The organism is Collinsella sp. CLA-ER-H9, assembly GCF_040092295.1.
In the GTDB taxonomy this organism is placed as follows: Bacteria; Actinomycetota; Coriobacteriia; order Coriobacteriales; family Coriobacteriaceae; genus Collinsella.
In genome coordinates, this window is sequence record NZ_JBBNLV010000001.1 from 95,830 (window position 1) to 113,911 (window position 18,082).

Here is an 18,082-nt window from a genome sequence, read left to right on the forward strand (position 1 = left end):
CGTCGACCCGTTAGTCGTCGTCGCTCGCACCCAGCTGCTGTAGCAGCATGAGCGCCGCGGCCACGGGGCCGGTACCGTCATTGGCGTCGAGGCCGCGACCCAGGCCGCTGCCCGCACCGGCGCCTGCCTTGTAGGGTACCGACAGCTTGCGGCTCTTGGGGAAATTCACCGCGCCATAGCGAGTCTTAAGCTCAAAGGCCACCTTCTTGGGCACGTCGACGCCCAAAAACGTGATGCGACCGCCACTGAGCGTGACGCTCTCGAGCCCCAGACGCTCGCCGCGAATGCGGATGCGCGCGCGGTTGAACAAGTTGAGCCCCGCCAACGGCAGCTCGCCATGCGCAGCCTCGGTCTCCTCCTGCACCTCATCGATGCTCTCCAGGTCCTCGGCCGCTGCGAGCCTGCGGTACACGAGCACGCGCTGATCCACCGCCGGCAGGTACTCCTCGGACAAGAAGTAGTCGGCCGGCAGGTTAATGCCCACGCTCGCCGCCTCCACGCCGGCGTCGTCATCGCCGCGCGCCTCGGCCACCGCCTGGCCCAGCATCTGCGTAAACAGGTCAAAGCCCACGCTCGACAGGTTGCCGTGCTGCTCGGCGCCCATAAGCGAGCCGGCGCCGCGAATCTCCAGGTCGCGCATGGCGATGCGCATGCCGCTGCCCAGGTCCTGGAACTCGGAAAGTGCGGTCAGGCGCGCCATCGCCTCCTCGGTGAGTGGCAGCTCGCCCGGGAACATAAAGTACGCGTAGGCCTGCGTGGCAGAGCGACCCACACGACCCTTGAGCTGGTAGAGCTGCGCCAGGCCCAAGCGCTGCGAGTCCTCGATGATCAGCGTGTTGGCGGTCGCGTTGTCGATACCGCTCTCCACGATGGTCGTGGCGATAAGCACGTCGATCTTTTTGGTCGCAAACTCGATCATCACGTCCTCGACCTCGCGCGGGCTCATCTTGCCGTGCGCCACGCCCACGCGCGCCTCGGGCGCGGCCTCGTGCACGCGCGCCACGGCATCGTCGATGGTCTTGACGCGGTTGGACACGTAATACACCTGACCGCCGCGGCCCACCTCTAGGCGAATCGCCGCACTCACCACGTCGGGGTCGTACTCCCCCACGTGCACGATCACGGGACGACGCCCGGTCGGCGGCGTGGTGATCAGACTCATATCGCGCACGCCGCTCGTGGCCATCTGCATGGTACGCGGGATGGGCGTTGCCGAGAGCGTGAGCACGTCGATTTGCTCGCGCAGGTTTTTGAGCTGCTCCTTGTGCTGCACACCAAAGCGCTGCTCCTCGTCGATGATCACCAGGCCCAGGTTCTTGGGGTTCACATCGGCAGAAAGCAAGCGGTGCGTGCCGATGAGCACATCGATCGTGCCCTCGGCAAACGCCTTGAGCGCGCGCTTTTGCTGCGCCGAGGTGCGGAAGCGGCTGAGCACCTCGACCTCCAGGCCAAACGGGGCAAAGCGCTCAAAGAATGTCTCGTAGTGCTGTTGGGCCAGAATGGTCGTGGGGCAGAGCACCATGACCTGGCGGCCGGAGTCCACGCACTTAAAGGCCGCGCGCAGGGCGACCTCGGTCTTGCCGAAACCCACGTCGCCGCACAGTAGGCGGTCCATGGGCTTGGGTGCCTCCATGTCGGCCTTGATGTCGGCGATAGCCTCCAGCTGGTCGCGCGTCTCGTCGTAGGGGAAGCTTTCCTCCATCTCGATCTGCTCGGGCGTGTCGGGCGGACAGGCGATACCGGTAATCGACGAGCGGCGCGTATACAGGTCGACCAGGTCAAACGCCAGCTTTTTGGCATTCTTGCGCGCCTTGTTGGTGGCCCGCGTCCAGTCGGCGGTGTTGAGCCTGGTCAAGCGCGGTTTATCGCCGTCGGGACCAACGTAGCGCGTAATGCGGTCAACCTGCTCCAGCGGCACGTAGAGCTTGTCGCCATCGGCGTATTCCAGCAAAAAGTAGTCGCGTTCCTTGCCGCCCACTTCCTGGCGCGCGATCTCGCTAAAGAGCGCGATACCGTGGGTAGCGTGCACCACGTAGTCGCCCGGCTTAAACGGGAAGGTGATCTGTGTAATGTCAACCTTGCGGCGGCTGCGCGCGCGGTTGGCATCCATGCGAGCGTTGAGGTCGGCGATCGAGAACACGGCAAAATTGGCGTCGGGCACCACCACGCCCTGCGGCAGGGCAGCGTCCACAAAGGTCACGCGCCCGCGCGAGATGGTGGGCACGGCGGCGCCGGCGGCAGCCTGCGCGGCGCCCGCCTCGAGCGGGCGGGCGTTGAGCGCGTCGGCGCGACGCTCGCGAATGGAAGCATGGGCCTCCTGGCGTGCGGCACGGTCGGCGGAATCCGCCGCTGCCACGCGCACGCGGTCGCCGATAGCGCCGGTATTTTCGGGCGCCGCGGTCAGCGATTCCTCAAAGGTAATGCCCTCGTCGCCAAAGGTGAGCTCCATCGACTCGCGCGCACCGCGGTCGGGGATGGCAAACACGCAGGCATAGCGCTTGCCCACGACCTCCTGGATGCGCGTCATAAAACGGTTGTCCGAGCCTGCGATAGCAGGCTGCTCAATCTTGAGCTCGGCCGTCACCGCACCGCCGGCACGGATGAGGCTCACGTAGTTCAGGCGCTGTTGAGCGCCAAAGTCGAGTTGCTGGGCACGCACGTACAGGCCGTCCAGGCGGTCGACCCCCGCCTCGCCGGCACGCGCCTCGATATCCTCGTAGACGCGCAGGCAATCGTCGAACAGCGAGCGCGGCTCGGACAAAACCACGAGCGCCTTGCCGCTCACGTGCGCCAGCGGGCTTACGGTCTGGCCGTACATCACCGGCAAAAAGCGGTCGAGTTCAGGCGTGACGATACGTGCATCCACCATCTCGAGCAGCGCCGCCAGCTTGCTGTCGTCCTGGCTTGCGCGGTAGAGCGCCACGTGCATGTTGTGGACGGCCTCGTCGGTAAGCGCCAGCTCGCGGCACGGGAAGATCTCGATGCTGTCTTCGTTGCCGATGGTCTGGCCCGTTGAACTCACCATGCGGCGGATGCGGTCGATCTCGTCGCCGAAAAACTCAATGCGCACGGGCGCCTTTTCCTGCGCGGGAAACACCTCGACGGTGTCGCCGTGCACACGGAACAGGCCGGGCGCGTCGGCGGCGCCGGCATTGGTGTAGCCCATGCCCACCAGACGCTGTGGCACCTCGTCAAAGGGAATCTCCTCGCCCACCGCAAAGGTCGTCGACTCCCAGTAGCGGCTCTCGACCGGCGGCACGCAACGCAGCAGTGCGCGGGCCGAGGCGACCATGATGCAGTTGTCCCCGCGTACGATGCGCCCGAGCGCCTCGCAGCGCTGGGCTACCACGGCGTCGTCGGGCGCCTGCTCGCGCCACGGATAGTCCTTGCGCTCGGGAAAACGGCACACATGTGCTAGGCCCACGTAGGCGGCAAGGCTGCGCGCGGCGCGATCGGCCGCGTCCTCGCCGCTCACAATGTAGACCGTCGGTCGCGGACGGCGCGCAAACTGGGCGGCCGCCATAAGCGTACGGCCCGACTGCGACACGGCCAGCGTCACGTCCTCGCCGGCATCGAGTCCGGCCTCGACGGTCTGCAAGGCCTCGGCAGTGTAGAGCTGCGCGGCTATACGGTGAATGAGCATGCTGTTCCTCCGGCATTGCAACGCCAAAAGCCCGCCGGGGCAAGCTCGGCGGGTCGTTCGTCAAAAGTCTTGATTGTCATGGTAGCGCATGAGATGGACACGCCAGCGCACGCCAAACAGCTACCCCAAAACGCGCACGCTGGGGCAAAGGTCTGCCAGCGGGCACTCGTCGCACTTAGGCTTGCGGGCATCGCAGATCTCGCGGCCAAAGGTAATCCACTGGTGGTTGACCGACTCCCAATACTCGTGCGGCAAAATCTTGAGCAGATCTTGCTCGGTCTTGAGCGGCTCCTTGGCATGCGTCTTGGGGCTCAGCATCAGGCGGTGTGCAATGCGGTTGACGTGCGTATCGACCGCGATGCCCTCGACAATGCCAAACCCCACGCTGAGCACGATGTTCGCCGTTTTGCGCCCCACACCCGGCAGTTTGACGAGCTCCTTCATGTCGGCCGGTACCTCGCCGCCGTAATCGGTGACGATCATCTGCGCGGCTTCCACGGCGTGCTTGGCCTTGCTCTTATAAAAGCCGAGTGACTTAATGGTACCGGCCACATCGGCCACGCTCGCCCCCGCCATGGCCTCGGGCGTGGGCCACTGGGCAAACAGCCGCGGCGTCACCTTGTTGACCTGCGCGTCGGTCGTCTGCGCCGAGAGCAGTACGGCAATGAGCAGCCTAAAGGGATTCTCGTGATCCAAAAAACACTCGACCGGGCCATAGCGACGGTTGAGGCGCTCGCACACCTCAACGGCGCGCTCGCGTTTGGCGGCATTGGTCTCGCGTGGCATAATGACTCCTCGCTTCAGCGGCATAACAAACCTATGGGCACGATTGTCCCACGTATGGGGTCTTTACGCCTCCAAAAATGCGCCGGTCTGGCGGCCCCACAGGCTTGCGTACTCGCCGCCCGCCTCGACAAGCTGCGCATGCGTACCGTCCTCGACAATCTCGCCGTCCGCCAGCACCACGATGCGATCGAGCGCCGCCACGGTAGACAGGCGATGTGCCACCACAATGGAGGTGCGACCGCGCATCAGGTTCTCGAGCGCCTCCTGCACCAGCGCCTCGGACTCGCTGTCCAAGGCAGACGTCGCCTCGTCGAGCACCAGGATCGGCGCGTCGGTCAGGATAGCGCGGGCAATGGCCACGCGCTGGCGCTGACCGCCCGAAAGCTTAACGCCGCGTTCGCCCACCATGGTGTCAAAGCCGTTGGGCAGACGGTCGATAAACTCCAGGGCATTTGCCAGGCGCGCGGCCTCGCGGATCTGCTCGTCGGTGGCGTCGGGGCGTCCGTAGGCGATATTCTCGCGAATGGTGCGATGGAACAGCAGCGCCTCCTGCGGCACGTAGGCAACCTGGCGGCGCAGGCTCTGCTGCGTACAGCGCGAGACGTCCTGACCGTCCACGAGCACGCGGCCGCCCTGTACGTCGTCCAGGCGCAGCAACAGCTTGGTGAGCGTCGTCTTGCCCGAGCCCGATTTGCCCACCAGGCCCACGCGCTGGCCCGCCGCCACGTGAAGCGTCAGGTCGTCGAACACGTTCTCGCCCGCCGCGGCGTCACGGTATGCAAAGCTCAGGTGCTCAAAATCAATCGCACCTTCGGTCACTTTAAGCTCGGGAGCGTTCTCGTCGTCTGCCACCAGACGCGGCTCGTCCAGCACGCGCGTCATCTCGGCCGCATCACCGAGCGCGCGGTTGATGCGCTGCATCATGGAGCTTACGTAGTTCAGACGCATGGTGAGGTTGTACGTATAGGTAAAAATCATGACGAGCGCGCCGGCAGAGATGTCAAACCACGCGTTGCCTCCCGCGACGAACACGCTCACCACGGCCATGGTGATGACGATAAGGCCCGAGGTCGTAAAGTTGCGCTGCATCATGGCGTGCATCGAAACCGTCTCGGCGTCGCGCGCGGCGCGGTCGGCGGCATCGAACAGGTCGCGCTCAAAGTCCTCGCGCCCACAGGTCTTGACGGCCAGGATGTTCGTGACCGCGTCGGACAGCACACCCGACAGCTTGTTCTGCGCGGCGGACGTCGCGGCCGAAAGCGGCATGATGCGCTTATACATAAGCCAGACAAACGCGATGTAGACGACCATGATGCCCACCAGGATCACGGTAAACGTCGGCACCACCGGAGCGAGCGCCGCCACCGTGCAGACAACCGAGGTGATAGTGGGAATGAGCGAATACACCGTCACGTCTACCAGCCCCGTATAGCCGCTCATAAAACGACTCGTCTGGCTCACGAGCGATCCGCCAAAGCGGCTGGTGTGAAATGTCATGGATTGATTGGAGAGCGTGTCGAAGCACAGGCGCGCCAAGTGATAGTTACCCGCAATCTCGAGCTTGTAGACGGTGTAGTCCTGCAGCTTGGAGAGGATCTGGCCCACTAGGTTAACGAGCACGAGCGCCAGAATGTAGGGACCAAAGACCTCGAATACTTGATCGCCCGCCACGGAACCCGCTTGGACGCGGTCGACGATGAGGGCCATCACGTAGGTGTTGGCAAACGTGAGCAAAAAGATGTAGCCCGCCGACGAGAACACCGAGAGAAAGACGATCAGCGGCTGCGTGCGCGTGACGTCCCAAAAACGCTGCAGCGTGCGGCGCACGGTGGAGCGTTTGAGCGGACTGGTGTTTCTCTGAGACATGGGCTTCCTTTCGCGTCTGATAGGGCGAAACGCCATTGTTGCACACTAAAGCGCACTTCAGGCAAGTGCGACGCGAAAAGCGCCCGCGTCCCGCGCTTGCGCAGGCGCCCCGCCGTCAGATGCAGCTAGTCCTCGTCTTTTTGGTCTGCGAGCAGCTCCGCAGACGTGAGTCCCAAGATCTCGTCGGCCTCCCGCGCGTCTTCCAGCGCGTCGATATCCTTGAGCTTGCGCTCCATAACGTTGGTACGCGTGGTGATGATGCCCTCGACCGTCTTTCCTGCGGTCTCGATCTGCTGCTGGGCGCGGCGCAGCGCCGCCTGATAGCGCGGCAGCTCGGCCTTGACGGCAGAGAGCACGCGCAGCACGTCATCGGTGCGTTTTTGCAACTTAAACGTCTGGTAGCTCATCTGCAGGCTGTTGAGGATGGCCGCCATGGTGCTGGGGCCGGCAACGTTAACGTAATAGTCGCGGCCCAGGGTCTCGATAAGCCCGGGGCGGCTGACGACCTCGGCGTACAGGCCCTCAAACGGCACGAACATAATGCCAAAATTGGTGGTCGCGGGCACGCTCAGGTACTTTTCGCAGATGTCCTTTGCCTCGCGTTTCACCATAGCGTCGAGTGTCTTGCGCGCGGTGGCCACAGCTTCGGCATCACCCGACTCTTGCGCGTCGAGCAGATGCTCGTACGCGTCGCCCGGGAATTTGGAGTCGATCGGCAGCAGCACGGGATCGCCCTCGTCCACCGGCAGCTTGACGGCAAACTCAACGCGCTCCGAGGCGCCGGGCTTGGTGGCGACGTTTTCCAGATACTGGTCGGGCGTAAGGATGTCCGCCAGGATTGCACCCAGCTGTACCTCGCCCAAAATGCCGCGCGCTTTTACATTGCCCAGCACGCGCTTGAGGTCGCCCACGCCGGTGGCGATAGACTGCATATCGCCCAAACCCTTGTACACAGCCTCGAGCTGGTCGCTCACCTGCTTAAACGATGCAGACAGGCGATCGTTGAGCGTACGGGAGAGTTTCTCGTCCACCGTCGCGCGCATCTGATCGAGCTGCACGTTGTTGTCCTTGCGGATGGCGCCCAGCTGGGCATCGACCGTCTCGCGCACCTTGTCCAGGCGGTGCTCGATGCCCTCGCGGTTGGCACCGAGCTGTTGGGCCGTCTCGCGGCGCAGGTCATCCATACGGTCGCCAGCCTGCGAGAGCTCACGCGCGATGGTCAGGTAACGCTGCTGCTCTACGGCCGCATCGGTCGTCTGCTGTTGCGCGATGGCATTTGCCGTGCGGCGGGTTTCTGCCAACGCGACGTTGAGGGTGTCGAGCGCGTTGTTGGCCTGCTCGAGCGCAGCCAGCATCTCTGCCCCGTCATCGCCACGCTCCTGCAGCTCGGCACGAAGGCCCTTAAGCTGCAGGGCACAAGCCACAGCAACCCCCACCGCCACCAAAGCAATCACAACAAGCACGATATCAATAGCAGACATAGACTCCGCCCAACAAACTCAATCGATCATCAATCAAAACCGCGGTCAATCTTACCCCGCCACACGCACCGGGCGTCACGCGGCAATCGGACAAATGGATTTTGGGCCACAGGTACTAAAACGCTAACTCTCCCAGCCGGCGCGGATGGTTGCTACGACATCGCTTAGGCGCTGGCCGAGAGCTGCTAAGTGCTCAAGCACCTCGCTGGGCGAGGCGCCGTTGAGAATGCACGTGAGGGCATATGAGGCCAAGAAGATTGCCGCGAGCCCTAACGGGATCAGCACGATCATCGCCAGCGTACGCAGGCGCTGGGTCCAACGACGGCGACGCGCACGACGCTTGTCGAACGCAAGCTCCTGCGCATATGAATCTTGTTGTACGGAATAGTTTTCTGGCGCCGATCCGCCCGCAGGCGAAACCGCAGGCGTGGCATTTTGCGCAGGGGGCTGGGCGGCTACCCCTTGCATTTGCATCTCCATGAGCCGTTGCTGCTGACGCAACATGCGCTCAGCTTGTTGCTGCGGAGTCTCAAGAAACAGGTCCATGCTGGCCTCCAAAATCGGAGCATTCGACGCTTACGCCCAGCATCCCGCACCGCCAAGGCCACGGCAACGCAATCCGTAGCAATAGCCGCAAAGTTTCTTGTTGACAAAAGCTGTCGAAAACCTCAACAACTCTCCTACCAGCACTTTCTCTGAGCTTTTTTCGCCAGCAATCTTTTGCCTTTCTGCCCTTTCGCCAACCGACCAAAACCTAACCAAAAGCTTGACGGAAATTGTGAAGACCGGGACCCCACACAAAAACGTGCCGCCCCTAAAGGGGCGGCACACAAACTTCTAATCAGCTTTTCAGTAACGAGCACGCGACGACCCAACGCCGGGGCGCGGGGCGGGAGGCCGGATTGCCTTCCCTCAACGCGACCCTGCGGAGCCGTGAGCGGGGAGGGAAGGCAATCCGGCCTCCCGCCCCGCGCCCCGCAGCAACCAGCGCCACGCGCTAGTAGTTCACCACCTGCTCCTCAAAGTACGCCTTCGGGTGGTTGCACACCGGGCACACCTCGGGCGCCTCGGCACCAACATGCAGGTGCCCGCAGTTCAAGCACTTCCACACCTTTACGCCCTCGCGCTCAAACACCTCACCCGATTCAATGCGCTCGACGAGCTTGTTATAGCGCTCTTCGTGGGCCTTCTCGACAGCGGCGACGCCGCGGAACTTCTCGGCGATCTCGGCAAAGCCCTCCTCCTCGGCGGTCTTGGCAAACTCGTCATACATCGTGGTCCACTCGTAGTTCTCGCCCGCGGCGGCGTCGCGCAGGTTGTCCAGAGTGCCCGGAACGGCGCCGTCGTGCAGATACTTAAACCACAGCTTGGCATGCTCGGACTCGTTGCCCGCCGTCTCGGCAAAGATATTCGAGATCTGAACGTAGCCGTCCTTTTTGGCCTTGGATGCATAGTAGCGATACTTGGTGTGTGCCTGGGACTCACCGGCAAAAGCAGTCTCGAGGTTCTTCTTGGTCTGAGAGTTCTCAAAATCCATAGGTGTACTTCCCTTCAACACGTGCCGCCCATAGGCTTTGAGCGGCCCTGTCTTTAGGATGCCCTCATGCCGAGAATTTAAACCTTATAATCCTGTTCTTCAGATTTGAGCGGGCTACACGCTCAACCAACGATCGCCCTCGGAGCGGCAAAAGCCCTCGCGCTCCAGATCGGCAAGGATGCTTGCGACCAGTTCGCGCTCGACCGACTCTCGGCCGGCTGCCGTCTCCATCTCGTTAACGCCTGTAACAGCTTCATCAACCGTAATACCTGCCGGCTGCCCATCGCGCGCCGCCAGCAGCATGCGCACAATGTGGGCGCGCTTTTGGCGACGCGAGCCCTCAAACTTGGACTGACGACTATAGCCCGCCGATCGCCTGGACGGATTGGGCAGCGTCTTTTTAAGATACGCGCCGTAATCCAGCAACGCGTAATACCACGCGCGCGGCGTGTCGGCATCGTCTTGAGGCGCGGCAAAGGGCGCAATTTCGTCCGCCGCCGCACCGGGGGCCGCCGGACAGGCGGCTTGAATCAGCGGCACCAGCTCGCGATCGGGAACGGCCGGCACATCGGGAAAGAAATGATGCAAAAAGACCGTGCGCACGTTGGTCTCCAGATACACGCCTGGAAGATCGAATGCAAACGAACGGATGCCCTGCGCCGTCGCCGGGCCAATGCCGGGCAGCGCGACCAGATCGTGCGTCTCGCGCGGAAACTCCCCATCCCAGTCCTCCACAACGCACTGTGCAGCCCTGTGAAGCGCCAGGGCGCGGCGATTGTAGCCCATTCCCTGCCACGCGTCCAAGACATCGGAAGGGGCGGCCTGAGCAAGCGCTTGGACAGTAGGAAAGCGATCGAGCCACGCCGGCATGCGCGTCTCCACGCGCGGCACCTGCGTCTGCTGCAGCATGACCTCGGAAAGCCAGATGATATACGAGTCGCGCGTGCGGCGCCACGGAAGGTCGCGATAACGCAGGACCCCTTCCGAACGAATCATCGAACGAAAGGGGTCCTGAATCATGACAATGCTCCTTATGCGTCGCTATTCCTCCCGGCAAGCATACGCGCAAGCGGCGTACTCGGGAAACGCATCGCGGTCGGCGAACTTGGGATCGACAGCCGGAAACTGGCGATGGGCGACGATATCGCCGAGCGAAACGGAATCGAGATAGTCGCGCATCAGCGCCTGGGCTCCGGCCCACAGGGGATGATAGCAGCACGTGCCCATGCGCGCACAGTCGCCATCGGGCGCGGTGCAATCGTTCATAACCATGGGGCCTTGAACGGCCTCTACGACCTGACGGATCGTGACATCGTCGGGGCTCACCTTAAGGCGCATGCCGCCATGAACACCACGCAGGCTCTCCACAATGCCGGCCTGAACCAAGCCGTGCTGAATCGAACGGGCAAACGAATACGGAACATTGACCTCTTCGGCAGCAGTGCGAACAGAAAGCAACCGCTCCGGCTCCTCGGCAAGCATCGCAAGCATGCGAAGGGCATAATCAGTCTTCCTCGATATGTCCATGTTTCCCCTTTCAAGGAATACGAACAGCTCGAACGAGCTCCGGGGCCGAGCTTGTGTCGAGACGCCAAATGACCGCCTGAACAACCAAATTATAAAATGGGTGTTCACTGAATGCCGCACTTGAAGACTAGCTGAATCAGGTACGGCCTAAAGTGCAATTTAGTATAACCGAACCCCCTGCTTCATTGAACAGATGTTGCGCAACAAACCCCCTGTTTGAACACATATATCAGTAGAGGCCGGCTCGCTCGTTGCGAATGCGGTGATTTGGATAAAGAGGCATATAAGATCGAGGGCCTATTAAACGCAAAAAGCCACGTCCGAAGACGTGGCTTTAATTGCGTTGGCGGGAAGTACGGGGCTCGAACCCGCGACCTCCGACGTGACAGGCCGGCGCTCTAACCAAACTGAGCTAACTCCCCAGGCAGTCGTTCGCGTTTGTTTCCGCTCGCGTGCGCTGCGGGGATTAGTATACACAGAAGTCTGTCCGGCGCGCAACAACTTTTTTGAAAAAGTTTTTCGGTCCCTCCGGGAGGGTCTCCGGGGCCGGCTGGCGCGGGTTGAGTTTGCTGCTCTACAGTCCTGCGCAAGACGGAAAGCACATTAAGTGCTTTCCTTTGCGTGCGGAACTCGCGACAAACTCAACCCGCGCCAGCCGGCCCCGGAGACCCTCCCTGCCGTCACTTGCTTCAAAGACTTTGTTCCTCGCCGCTTCCGCGGCTCGAGGTCCCCGTTCTCCTCGGCAGGGTTGTCTAAGATTGTTGTTGAACTTCGGCCTTTGGCTCAAAGAAAAACGGGAGATGCGATCTGCATCCCCCGTTTTTGTTGCACCTACTCTAGGTCAATAAATTTGGTGCTCAGAATCTTGCCGTCCTTGACGAGCATTCTGGCCATGGTGGGGCCTCGGGTGCCTCTTGGATAGCTGGCACTGCCTGGGTTGAGGACCAGGCAGCGGCCTACTTGGGCTTCTTTGGTTACGTGGGTGTGACCGTTGATGGCTACGTCCACGGATCCCACCGGAAGGTCTTCACGGTAGTGGGCTACGGCGAACTTGAGGCCTTCGTAGGTAAAGAGCGCCAAGCGGTCCACATCGGGGCCGTAGTCGCGGTAGTAGTCGTTATTACCCAGCACCGCTCGCACGGGGGCGATGGTGCGCAGATGCTCGTAATCCATCTCCGACGTAAGGTCACCGGCGTGGATAATCAGATCCGCACCCTTAAGCTCGTCCAAGAGCGCAGGCGAAAGATAGCCGTGGGTGTCCGAGATAATGTCGATACGCTTGGCGCTTGCACTGTTCATGGGATCCCTTCCGCAAAAAGATTTGGTGCATTCATGCAAAAAGCCCCACGGCTCCGCAGACGATTTTGGTCTACAGGGCTGCGGGGCCGGTGTACTAGAGGCTCAGGGCCTTTTTGAGTGGCACGACGCGACGGCGCGAAACCGGTACGCGTTCGTCGACGCCCGTAATGCCCAGCTGGATAGCGCCCGAGGGAACCGTCTCGACGTCGGTGACACACGCCAAGTTGACGATATAGCGGCGGTGAACGCGGAAGAAGCCAAAGTCGCAGAGCTTGGCCTCGAACTGTGCCAGCGAGGTCGTGGACAAAAAGCGGTCATCGACCGTATAAATACAGGAGTAATCGTCCTTGGCCATAATAAAGCGAATGTCGTCCACGGGGATGAGGACCTTGCGGCCGCCCTTTTCCACCGGGATGCGCTCGATGGTCACCTTGCTGTCCGTGACAGGCTTGGCGCGTTGCATAACCTTATCGATCGCTCGATCCAGGCGAGCCTCCTCGACCGGCTTCATCAGATAGTCGACGGCATCCACATCAAACGCCTCGACCGCATGATCGCTGTACGCGGTTACGAATACGATCGCCGGCGGATTCTTGAGCTTATGCAGTGCCTCGGCAAGTTGCAGACCCGAAGCGCCAGGCATCGAGATATCGAGGAACACAACATCGACGCGGCTCTCCATAAGCATCTCGATAGCGGAGCGAACGCTCGACGCTTCTGTGATCGTGCCGATCTTGCCCGTCTGCTCGAGCAAGAAGCGAAGTTCCGAACGGGCCGGGGCCTCATCATCCACAATCATCGCACGCAGCATAGGGATAAAACCTTTCGTCAACTAACTACGTCGGGCATCCGCCAACTAGCGTTAAACCCGTAACCTATCATTCTACTCTTGAATGTCGAAGATGCTCTCCGACAAATCGAGATGCAGGAGCACTTTAGCGCCCTTGCCCGGGGCCGATTCGACGCGTGTATAAGAGTGCGGTCCATAAAAGCGATGGATGCGCTCCGAAATATTGTGCATGGCCACACCGGCGCCGCCGCCCTGCGGGGAGCTGGCGTCGGGACGGGCGGAGCGTTCGTCAAACAGTCTGGCAGCGGTGCCTTCGTCCATGCCCACGCCGTTATCGGCGACCACAATCAAAATCGCATCTTCGCCATCCCTGTGGACCGACACGTCGATCCTCAGTGCATCGTCGTCGCCCATACCATGGCGCACGGCATTCTCGACGATTGGCTGGATTACAAATGCCGGCACCAGCGTGTCCTCGACGTCCTCGGACACGTCGAAGGTCGCCAGCACGCGATCCTCGCCAAAGCGCGCCTTCTCAAACGTCAGGTAGCGCTTGGTCTGCGCGACCTCGCGCGACACGGGAATGAGCGAGCCCGAATTGTCGAGCGTGGCGCGATAGAACGAGGAGAACTCGCGCAGCAGCTCGCGGGCGCGCAGCGGATCGGTACGCGTAAACGACGCGATGGTGTTGAGCGTGTTGAACAGGAAGTGCGGGTTGATCTGCGCCTGCAGGGCACGCACCTCGGCACGGGCCGTGAGCTCCTTTTGCACCTCGAGCTCGTGGATGGCGAGCTGCGTGGACAGGATCTCGGCAAAACCCGAGGCAAGCGCGTACTGAGTGCGGTCGACGGCACGCGGGGTCTTGTAGTAGAACTTGAGCGTGCCGACGGTGCGGTCACCCACCTTGATAGGAGCGATGATACCGGCGGGAACATGGTTGTGCGAGCCATCCGAACCCACCACGTCCACCACACGGTTGAACGACTGGACGATACCGTGCTCGATGACGTAGCGCGTGGCAAGTGTGTGGATGGGCGAATCGGGCAGCAGCTTTTCCTCAAACTCGCCCGCGCAGGCCAGCACGTTGCTCTCGTCGGTGATGGCAACCGTCATGGCACGCGTCTCGGGCAAAATGCGCTGGCACACCAGACGCGCCGACTCCTGCGTCAGACCGCCTTTGATGTCCTCGAGCATGGCAGAGGCCACCGAGAGCGTCTCTTCGGTGTACTGCGAACGCACCGAATCGGGATTGAGCGTCAAATAGATAAAAATGCACAGAAAGATGCACAGCAGTGCGCAGGCGACCACGGTCGCGATCGGCTCGATTCCAGTCGCCAGGGCAAAAATAAAGTACACCAGCACGCAAATGGCGCAGACAACGGCAATCACGCGAAAGATTGATATTGAATTATCGCGCTGGGCGCGGCGGTCGATCATTCAGTCCCCTCCAGGATGCTGGTCAGTTGTGCGTCGCGCCAGAGCCCGTCCATGATCTTGGGCCAGAAGCTCTGGAAACGCAGGTAGCTTGCGGCGTTTTGGCGCGCGTAGGTCTTGGCTTCGTCAATACCGTGACGCCAAATGCGCAGGTATCCCTCGTGCTCGCGGGTAAACATGCTGCGGACCATGGCGGTCTTGCGCACGCGGTCGTCGAGCTCGCGCGAAATCCACGGGCCCGGATAGGGCATGAGTGACGCGGCCGTGACGGGAACGAGCTCCTGCTGGTGCGCGGCAAATGTCAGCTTGGCACGCTCGTAGTACCAACGGTACACGTCCTGCATAAAGCGCGGCGAGCGCTTCTCGGACTCGGGCGGCAGGTGACGAACGACCCACTCGTTGTCAAACCACACGTCGTAGCCAAACATGCGCATGTTAAAGAGGTAATCTAGGTCCTCGCCTCGGGTGATAAACGGGTCAAACGCCACACGGGTAAAGGCGCGGGCATGAAGCGCCACAAGGCCGCCGCACACGTAGTTTGAACGAGAGATACGGGTGCCCGAGAGCGCCTTTTTCATCCAGCGATTAAACTCGATGCGTTTGGTCCACCAACGATGGCAAATGCCCACCTTGTCTGTGGGCGCCAACGGCGATCCGTCTCGATCGTAAAAGTAACCGCTCTTAACCAAAATCGGCAGGCCTTGACGCGTCTGCTGGCCCAGTGCATAGGTCGCGCGCTTCATAAAGTCGGCATCGATAACGGTCTCGTCGTCATCCAAAAAGACAACGGCATCGTGGCCGAGCACCGCAGCGCAGGCAAGCCCCATATTGCGAATGGCGCCGTATCCGCGCAGACTCACGCACTCGCCCGAGCCCTTGGGAGCAATCTGCGCCACACGGTCGGCGATACGCGATGCCTGGGTGTTGGTAACCACGGTGACCTTGAGCGTAGGGTGCGCGTCGACGATTTCGTGGACACGCTTCGACACATCAGCCGTGGCCGAGATGGGACAGACCACCAAAAGGATAATCCTCGGAATGTCGCGCACCTGCTCGAGCGAGGCCAGGCAGCGGTCGAGCTCGGGATTGGTGGCGTTGAGCTTCGTCGAGTGGTCATAGACGCCGGGAGCGTTTGCACGGGCATCATCGCCCGCCCAGTATGTTGGAATCACAACCGTGGCGTTCATGCCTTCCCTCCCTGCAACACAAAAACGGGGCGCCGCCAAACACAGGCGACGCCCCGCGACCTAGCTGATTCCATCATACCCACTTGGGCAAATCATTGCTCGCAAGTCGCAATGTTTATTGCGGATAACCCCAAAAGAGTACCGCGGACAGGCACAATAGCCGCTCGCTTCTATGCGGCCCGCTCTGCCGCCTGAGTCATGCGAGACAGGCGGACCAGCAGCACAAAGCCAACGACCAGCAGCACGCCAATGGAAAGGACGCCTAGCGACGGGTTGCCGGTCAGTGAGGTGACGACCGACACTAGGAAGGTGCCCATGACGCTTGCATAACGACCAAAGATGTCAAAGAAGCCGTAGTACTCGTTGGATTTTTCCTTAGGGATAATGCGGCCAAAGTAGCTACGGCTGAGCGCCTGCACGCCGCCCTGGAACAGACCGACCATAATGGCAAGCACCCAGAACTCAAAGGCGGTCTTTAGGAAGAATGCGGCGAACAGCACAATGCCCATGTAGGCGGCGACCGCCACCAGGATCATATTGAGCGTGCCCACGCGTCCGGCGAGCTTGCCGTAGATGATGGCGGACGGAAAGGCCACGAACTGCGTAACGAGCAGCGCCAGCACCAGCTGGGTCGAGTCGATGCCTAAAGCCGAGCCGTAGCTGGTAGCCATGGAAATGACCGTGTGGACGCCATCGATATAGAAGAAGAACGCGATCATGTAGACCAGCACGGTCTTGTTGTGGGCGATCTCGCGCATGGTGTGTCCGACCTCGGAGAACACACCGCCCACGATGTGGCCGATGGTGTCCTCGGGACCGCGCTCGCGACCGTACTTTTGCTTATAGGTGCGAATGAGCGGCAGGGTAAAGATGAGCCACCAGGCACCAGTGATGATAAACGACAGACGCGTTGCCAGCATGGTGGGGACGCCAAGAGCGGGGCCACCCATGATGAGCGCCAGGCAGATGATGAACGGCACGGTGGAACCGATGTAGCCCCAGGCATAGCCCGAGCTGGACACGGCGTCCATGCGCTCGTCGGTGGTAATGTCGGGCAGCATGGCGTCGTAGAACGTCATAGAAGAGTTAAGGCCGATGGTGCACAGCACGTACACGGTCAAAAATGCCATGGCGGACATTGGGATAGCCTGCGCCAGGCAAAGAACCAGGCCCGTGAGGAAGAAGCCCAAGAAGAACTTAATCTTGTTGCCGGCGTAATCGGCAAGCGCGCCCAGAATGGGCATGAGCATGGCAATGACCAGCGAGGCGATCGTCTGAGCGTTGCCCCAAGCGACCACCAGGTCTGCCGAGGAAGCACCGGTATTGATGGCGTTAAAGTAGATGGGCACCACCGAGGTATTGAGCAACACGAGGGCCGAATTGCCCACATCGTACATAACCCAGTTACGCTCGAGCTTGGTGTATTTCATGGACAGGGCCCCTTCGTATTCGCCCGATATGCAGTTAGTTCATCGTACCCCAATTGCACAGAAGCGCTGGTAAGGATTCGGCAAAGGGGCACGCACGGGCCCTACTCCTCGCGGTCGAACTCCTCGTCGGCGTCGAGTACGCGGCCGCTATAGTTGATATGGCCGGTCACGGCATCCATGTCACCGGTCTCGATAAAGCGGGCAACGGTGAGCTCGTAATCGGTCAGCGCGCGCTCAAAGACCTCGGGGAAGCTCTCGGTCGAGACCTCATCGGTAAAGGGATTCTTCCATGTCAGGTGGCCCAGGTTACCGGTGCGCTCGGGCAGCTCCGTCGTCACGCGATGAGCAAGGCCGTCGAGCAGCGAGTAGTCATGCACCAAGCCCTCAACCAGGGCAATCGCGCGCGTCTTTACCGAGCCGGCCGGCTCAATGGTGCGATAGAGCATCTGCATGTCCGAGACGGCGCCGGCGTACTCCCCCGCCGGGATGTCGATACCGTACACGCGCCCGGCGATGTAGCTCATCAGCACGCCGGCCACACGGTTGATGCGGTCGGTGGTGACGATCTCGCCCGCCGGCGGGTAATCGTCGACCGTAGCGCCATCGCGCTTAAGCTGCAGCATCAGTACATCCAGGTCGCTCTCGATCACGGCATGGACCTGACTGCTCGAATCCTCAAGCTCTGAATCGGACTCCACGATGCCAAACTGCTGCTCATAGACAAAGGGGTGGGCGTTGCGGTCGAGCACGTAATGAGACAGCAGGCCCAGCGCAAAGGCGCGACCCAAGCTGGCGTCGCGCGGCAGCAGATGCGACACGCCGTCGCGCAGGCACGCGAACTGGCGAGACATGCGCGAGCGATGCATGACCTGCGCCAGCAGCGTACAGTCGGAAACACGCGGTGTCAGAATGTGAAAGAAAAACGGGTCGGGGCCTTGGTTGCCCAAGATAAAGGCAATGCGCTCTTCATCGGACGTGATGACGCCCTGCGGAAGACGGTCGATGCTTTCCTCGCCAAACAGATGATGGGTGATAAGCGCGGGCATAATGATCCTTTCGATTTCATTCGATGCCACCCATTATGCCCACCGCGCGCCCATAC

14 protein-coding genes and 1 tRNA gene are annotated in these 18,082 nt (G+C 61.3%); all 15 read right to left on the reverse strand.

The genetic code is table 11. From position 1 onward, the window contains the following. Nucleotides 1-10: 10 nt before the first annotated feature. On the reverse strand, nt 11-3,643 hold the full coding sequence (gene mfd / locus AAAX73_RS00445) for a transcription-repair coupling factor (protein WP_349124716.1): 3,633 nt from the start codon (nt 3,641-3,643) through the stop codon (nt 11-13). A 120-nt stretch (nt 3,644-3,763) separates the two neighbouring features. Beyond that, nucleotides 3,764-4,429 carry an endonuclease III gene (nth, locus tag AAAX73_RS00450; RefSeq protein ID WP_349124717.1) on the reverse strand — a complete coding sequence of 222 codons (666 nt, stop codon included), beginning with the start codon at nt 4,427-4,429 and terminating at the stop codon, nt 3,764-3,766. A gap of 63 nt (nt 4,430-4,492) precedes the next feature. Beyond that, nucleotides 4,493-6,295 carry an ABC transporter ATP-binding protein gene (locus AAAX73_RS00455; RefSeq protein WP_118080694.1) on the reverse strand — a complete coding sequence of 601 codons (1,803 nt, stop codon included), beginning with the start codon at nt 6,293-6,295 and terminating at the stop codon, nt 4,493-4,495. Between the two features lie 125 nt (nt 6,296-6,420). Beyond that, nucleotides 6,421-7,776, reverse strand: a complete 1,356-nt coding sequence (rmuC, locus tag AAAX73_RS00460) for a DNA recombination protein RmuC (protein WP_118080692.1) — start codon at nt 7,774-7,776, stop codon at nt 6,421-6,423. A gap of 123 nt (nt 7,777-7,899) precedes the next feature. Next, on the reverse strand, nt 7,900-8,322 hold the full coding sequence (locus AAAX73_RS00465) for a hypothetical protein (protein ID WP_349124718.1): 423 nt from the start codon (nt 8,320-8,322) through the stop codon (nt 7,900-7,902). A 451-nt stretch (nt 8,323-8,773) separates the two neighbouring features. After that, nucleotides 8,774-9,313: a rubrerythrin gene (rbr, locus tag AAAX73_RS00470; RefSeq protein ID WP_006235152.1), complete on the reverse strand. Its 540-nt coding sequence runs from the start codon at nt 9,311-9,313 to the stop codon at nt 8,774-8,776. Nucleotides 9,314-9,427: 114 nt separating this feature from the next. After that, nucleotides 9,428-10,333: an adenine glycosylase gene (locus AAAX73_RS00475; RefSeq protein WP_349124719.1), complete on the reverse strand. Its 906-nt coding sequence runs from the start codon at nt 10,331-10,333 to the stop codon at nt 9,428-9,430. A gap of 21 nt (nt 10,334-10,354) precedes the next feature. Next, complete coding sequence (locus AAAX73_RS00480) at nt 10,355-10,840, reverse strand: Rrf2 family transcriptional regulator (RefSeq protein ID WP_118080686.1); 486 nt, start codon at nt 10,838-10,840, stop codon at nt 10,355-10,357. A 344-nt stretch (nt 10,841-11,184) separates the two neighbouring features. Beyond that, nucleotides 11,185-11,262, reverse strand: a tRNA-Asp gene (locus AAAX73_RS00485). A 409-nt stretch (nt 11,263-11,671) separates the two neighbouring features. Further along, a complete protein-coding gene (locus AAAX73_RS00490; protein ID WP_118080684.1) occupies nt 11,672-12,139 on the reverse strand; it encodes a YfcE family phosphodiesterase in 468 nt (155 codons plus the stop codon). A 94-nt stretch (nt 12,140-12,233) separates the two neighbouring features. Next, nucleotides 12,234-12,950, reverse strand: a complete 717-nt coding sequence (locus AAAX73_RS00495) for a response regulator (protein WP_118080682.1) — start codon at nt 12,948-12,950, stop codon at nt 12,234-12,236. 72 nt (nt 12,951-13,022) lie between these two features. Further along, nucleotides 13,023-14,366 carry a histidine kinase gene (locus AAAX73_RS00500; protein ID WP_343001629.1) on the reverse strand — a complete coding sequence of 448 codons (1,344 nt, stop codon included), beginning with the start codon at nt 14,364-14,366 and terminating at the stop codon, nt 13,023-13,025. Next, nucleotides 14,363-15,550 (reverse strand): glycosyltransferase, encoded by a 1,188-nt coding sequence (locus AAAX73_RS00505; RefSeq protein ID WP_349124720.1) that lies wholly within the window; start codon nt 15,548-15,550, stop codon nt 14,363-14,365. Before AAAX73_RS00505 ends, AAAX73_RS00500 begins: the two co-directional genes overlap by 4 nt. A 170-nt stretch (nt 15,551-15,720) precedes the next feature. After that, nucleotides 15,721-16,980 carry an MFS transporter gene (locus AAAX73_RS00510; RefSeq protein ID WP_118080676.1) on the reverse strand — a complete coding sequence of 420 codons (1,260 nt, stop codon included), beginning with the start codon at nt 16,978-16,980 and terminating at the stop codon, nt 15,721-15,723. Nucleotides 16,981-17,081: 101 nt separating this feature from the next. Next, nucleotides 17,082-18,026 carry a zinc dependent phospholipase C family protein gene (locus AAAX73_RS00515; protein WP_349124721.1) on the reverse strand — a complete coding sequence of 315 codons (945 nt, stop codon included), beginning with the start codon at nt 18,024-18,026 and terminating at the stop codon, nt 17,082-17,084. Between the last annotated feature and the right edge of the window lie 56 nt (nt 18,027-18,082).

What these genes read in the sequence shown, in the direction of transcription:
- mfd (WP_349124716.1), bottom strand. Translation starts at nt 3,643, where the DNA reads ATGCTCATTCACCGTATAGCCGCGCAGCTCTACACTGCCGAGGCCTTG.
- nth (WP_349124717.1), bottom strand. Translation starts at nt 4,429, where the DNA reads ATGCCACGCGAGACCAATGCCGCCAAACGCGAGCGCGCCGTTGAGGTG.
- AAAX73_RS00455 (WP_118080694.1), bottom strand. Translation starts at nt 6,295, where the DNA reads ATGTCTCAGAGAAACACCAGTCCGCTCAAACGCTCCACCGTGCGCCGC.
- rmuC (WP_118080692.1), bottom strand. Translation starts at nt 7,776, where the DNA reads ATGTCTGCTATTGATATCGTGCTTGTTGTGATTGCTTTGGTGGCGGTG.
- AAAX73_RS00465 (WP_349124718.1), bottom strand. Translation starts at nt 8,322, where the DNA reads ATGGACCTGTTTCTTGAGACTCCGCAGCAACAAGCTGAGCGCATGTTG.
- rbr (WP_006235152.1), bottom strand. Translation starts at nt 9,313, where the DNA reads ATGGATTTTGAGAACTCTCAGACCAAGAAGAACCTCGAGACTGCTTTT.
- AAAX73_RS00475 (WP_349124719.1), bottom strand. Translation starts at nt 10,333, where the DNA reads ATGATTCAGGACCCCTTTCGTTCGATGATTCGTTCGGAAGGGGTCCTG.
- AAAX73_RS00480 (WP_118080686.1), bottom strand. Translation starts at nt 10,840, where the DNA reads ATGGACATATCGAGGAAGACTGATTATGCCCTTCGCATGCTTGCGATG.
- AAAX73_RS00490 (WP_118080684.1), bottom strand. Translation starts at nt 12,139, where the DNA reads ATGAACAGTGCAAGCGCCAAGCGTATCGACATTATCTCGGACACCCAC.
- AAAX73_RS00495 (WP_118080682.1), bottom strand. Translation starts at nt 12,950, where the DNA reads ATGCTGCGTGCGATGATTGTGGATGATGAGGCCCCGGCCCGTTCGGAA.
- AAAX73_RS00500 (WP_343001629.1), bottom strand. Translation starts at nt 14,366, where the DNA reads ATGATCGACCGCCGCGCCCAGCGCGATAATTCAATATCAATCTTTCGC.
- AAAX73_RS00505 (WP_349124720.1), bottom strand. Translation starts at nt 15,550, where the DNA reads ATGAACGCCACGGTTGTGATTCCAACATACTGGGCGGGCGATGATGCC.
- AAAX73_RS00510 (WP_118080676.1), bottom strand. Translation starts at nt 16,980, where the DNA reads ATGAAATACACCAAGCTCGAGCGTAACTGGGTTATGTACGATGTGGGC.
- AAAX73_RS00515 (WP_349124721.1), bottom strand. Translation starts at nt 18,026, where the DNA reads ATGCCCGCGCTTATCACCCATCATCTGTTTGGCGAGGAAAGCATCGAC.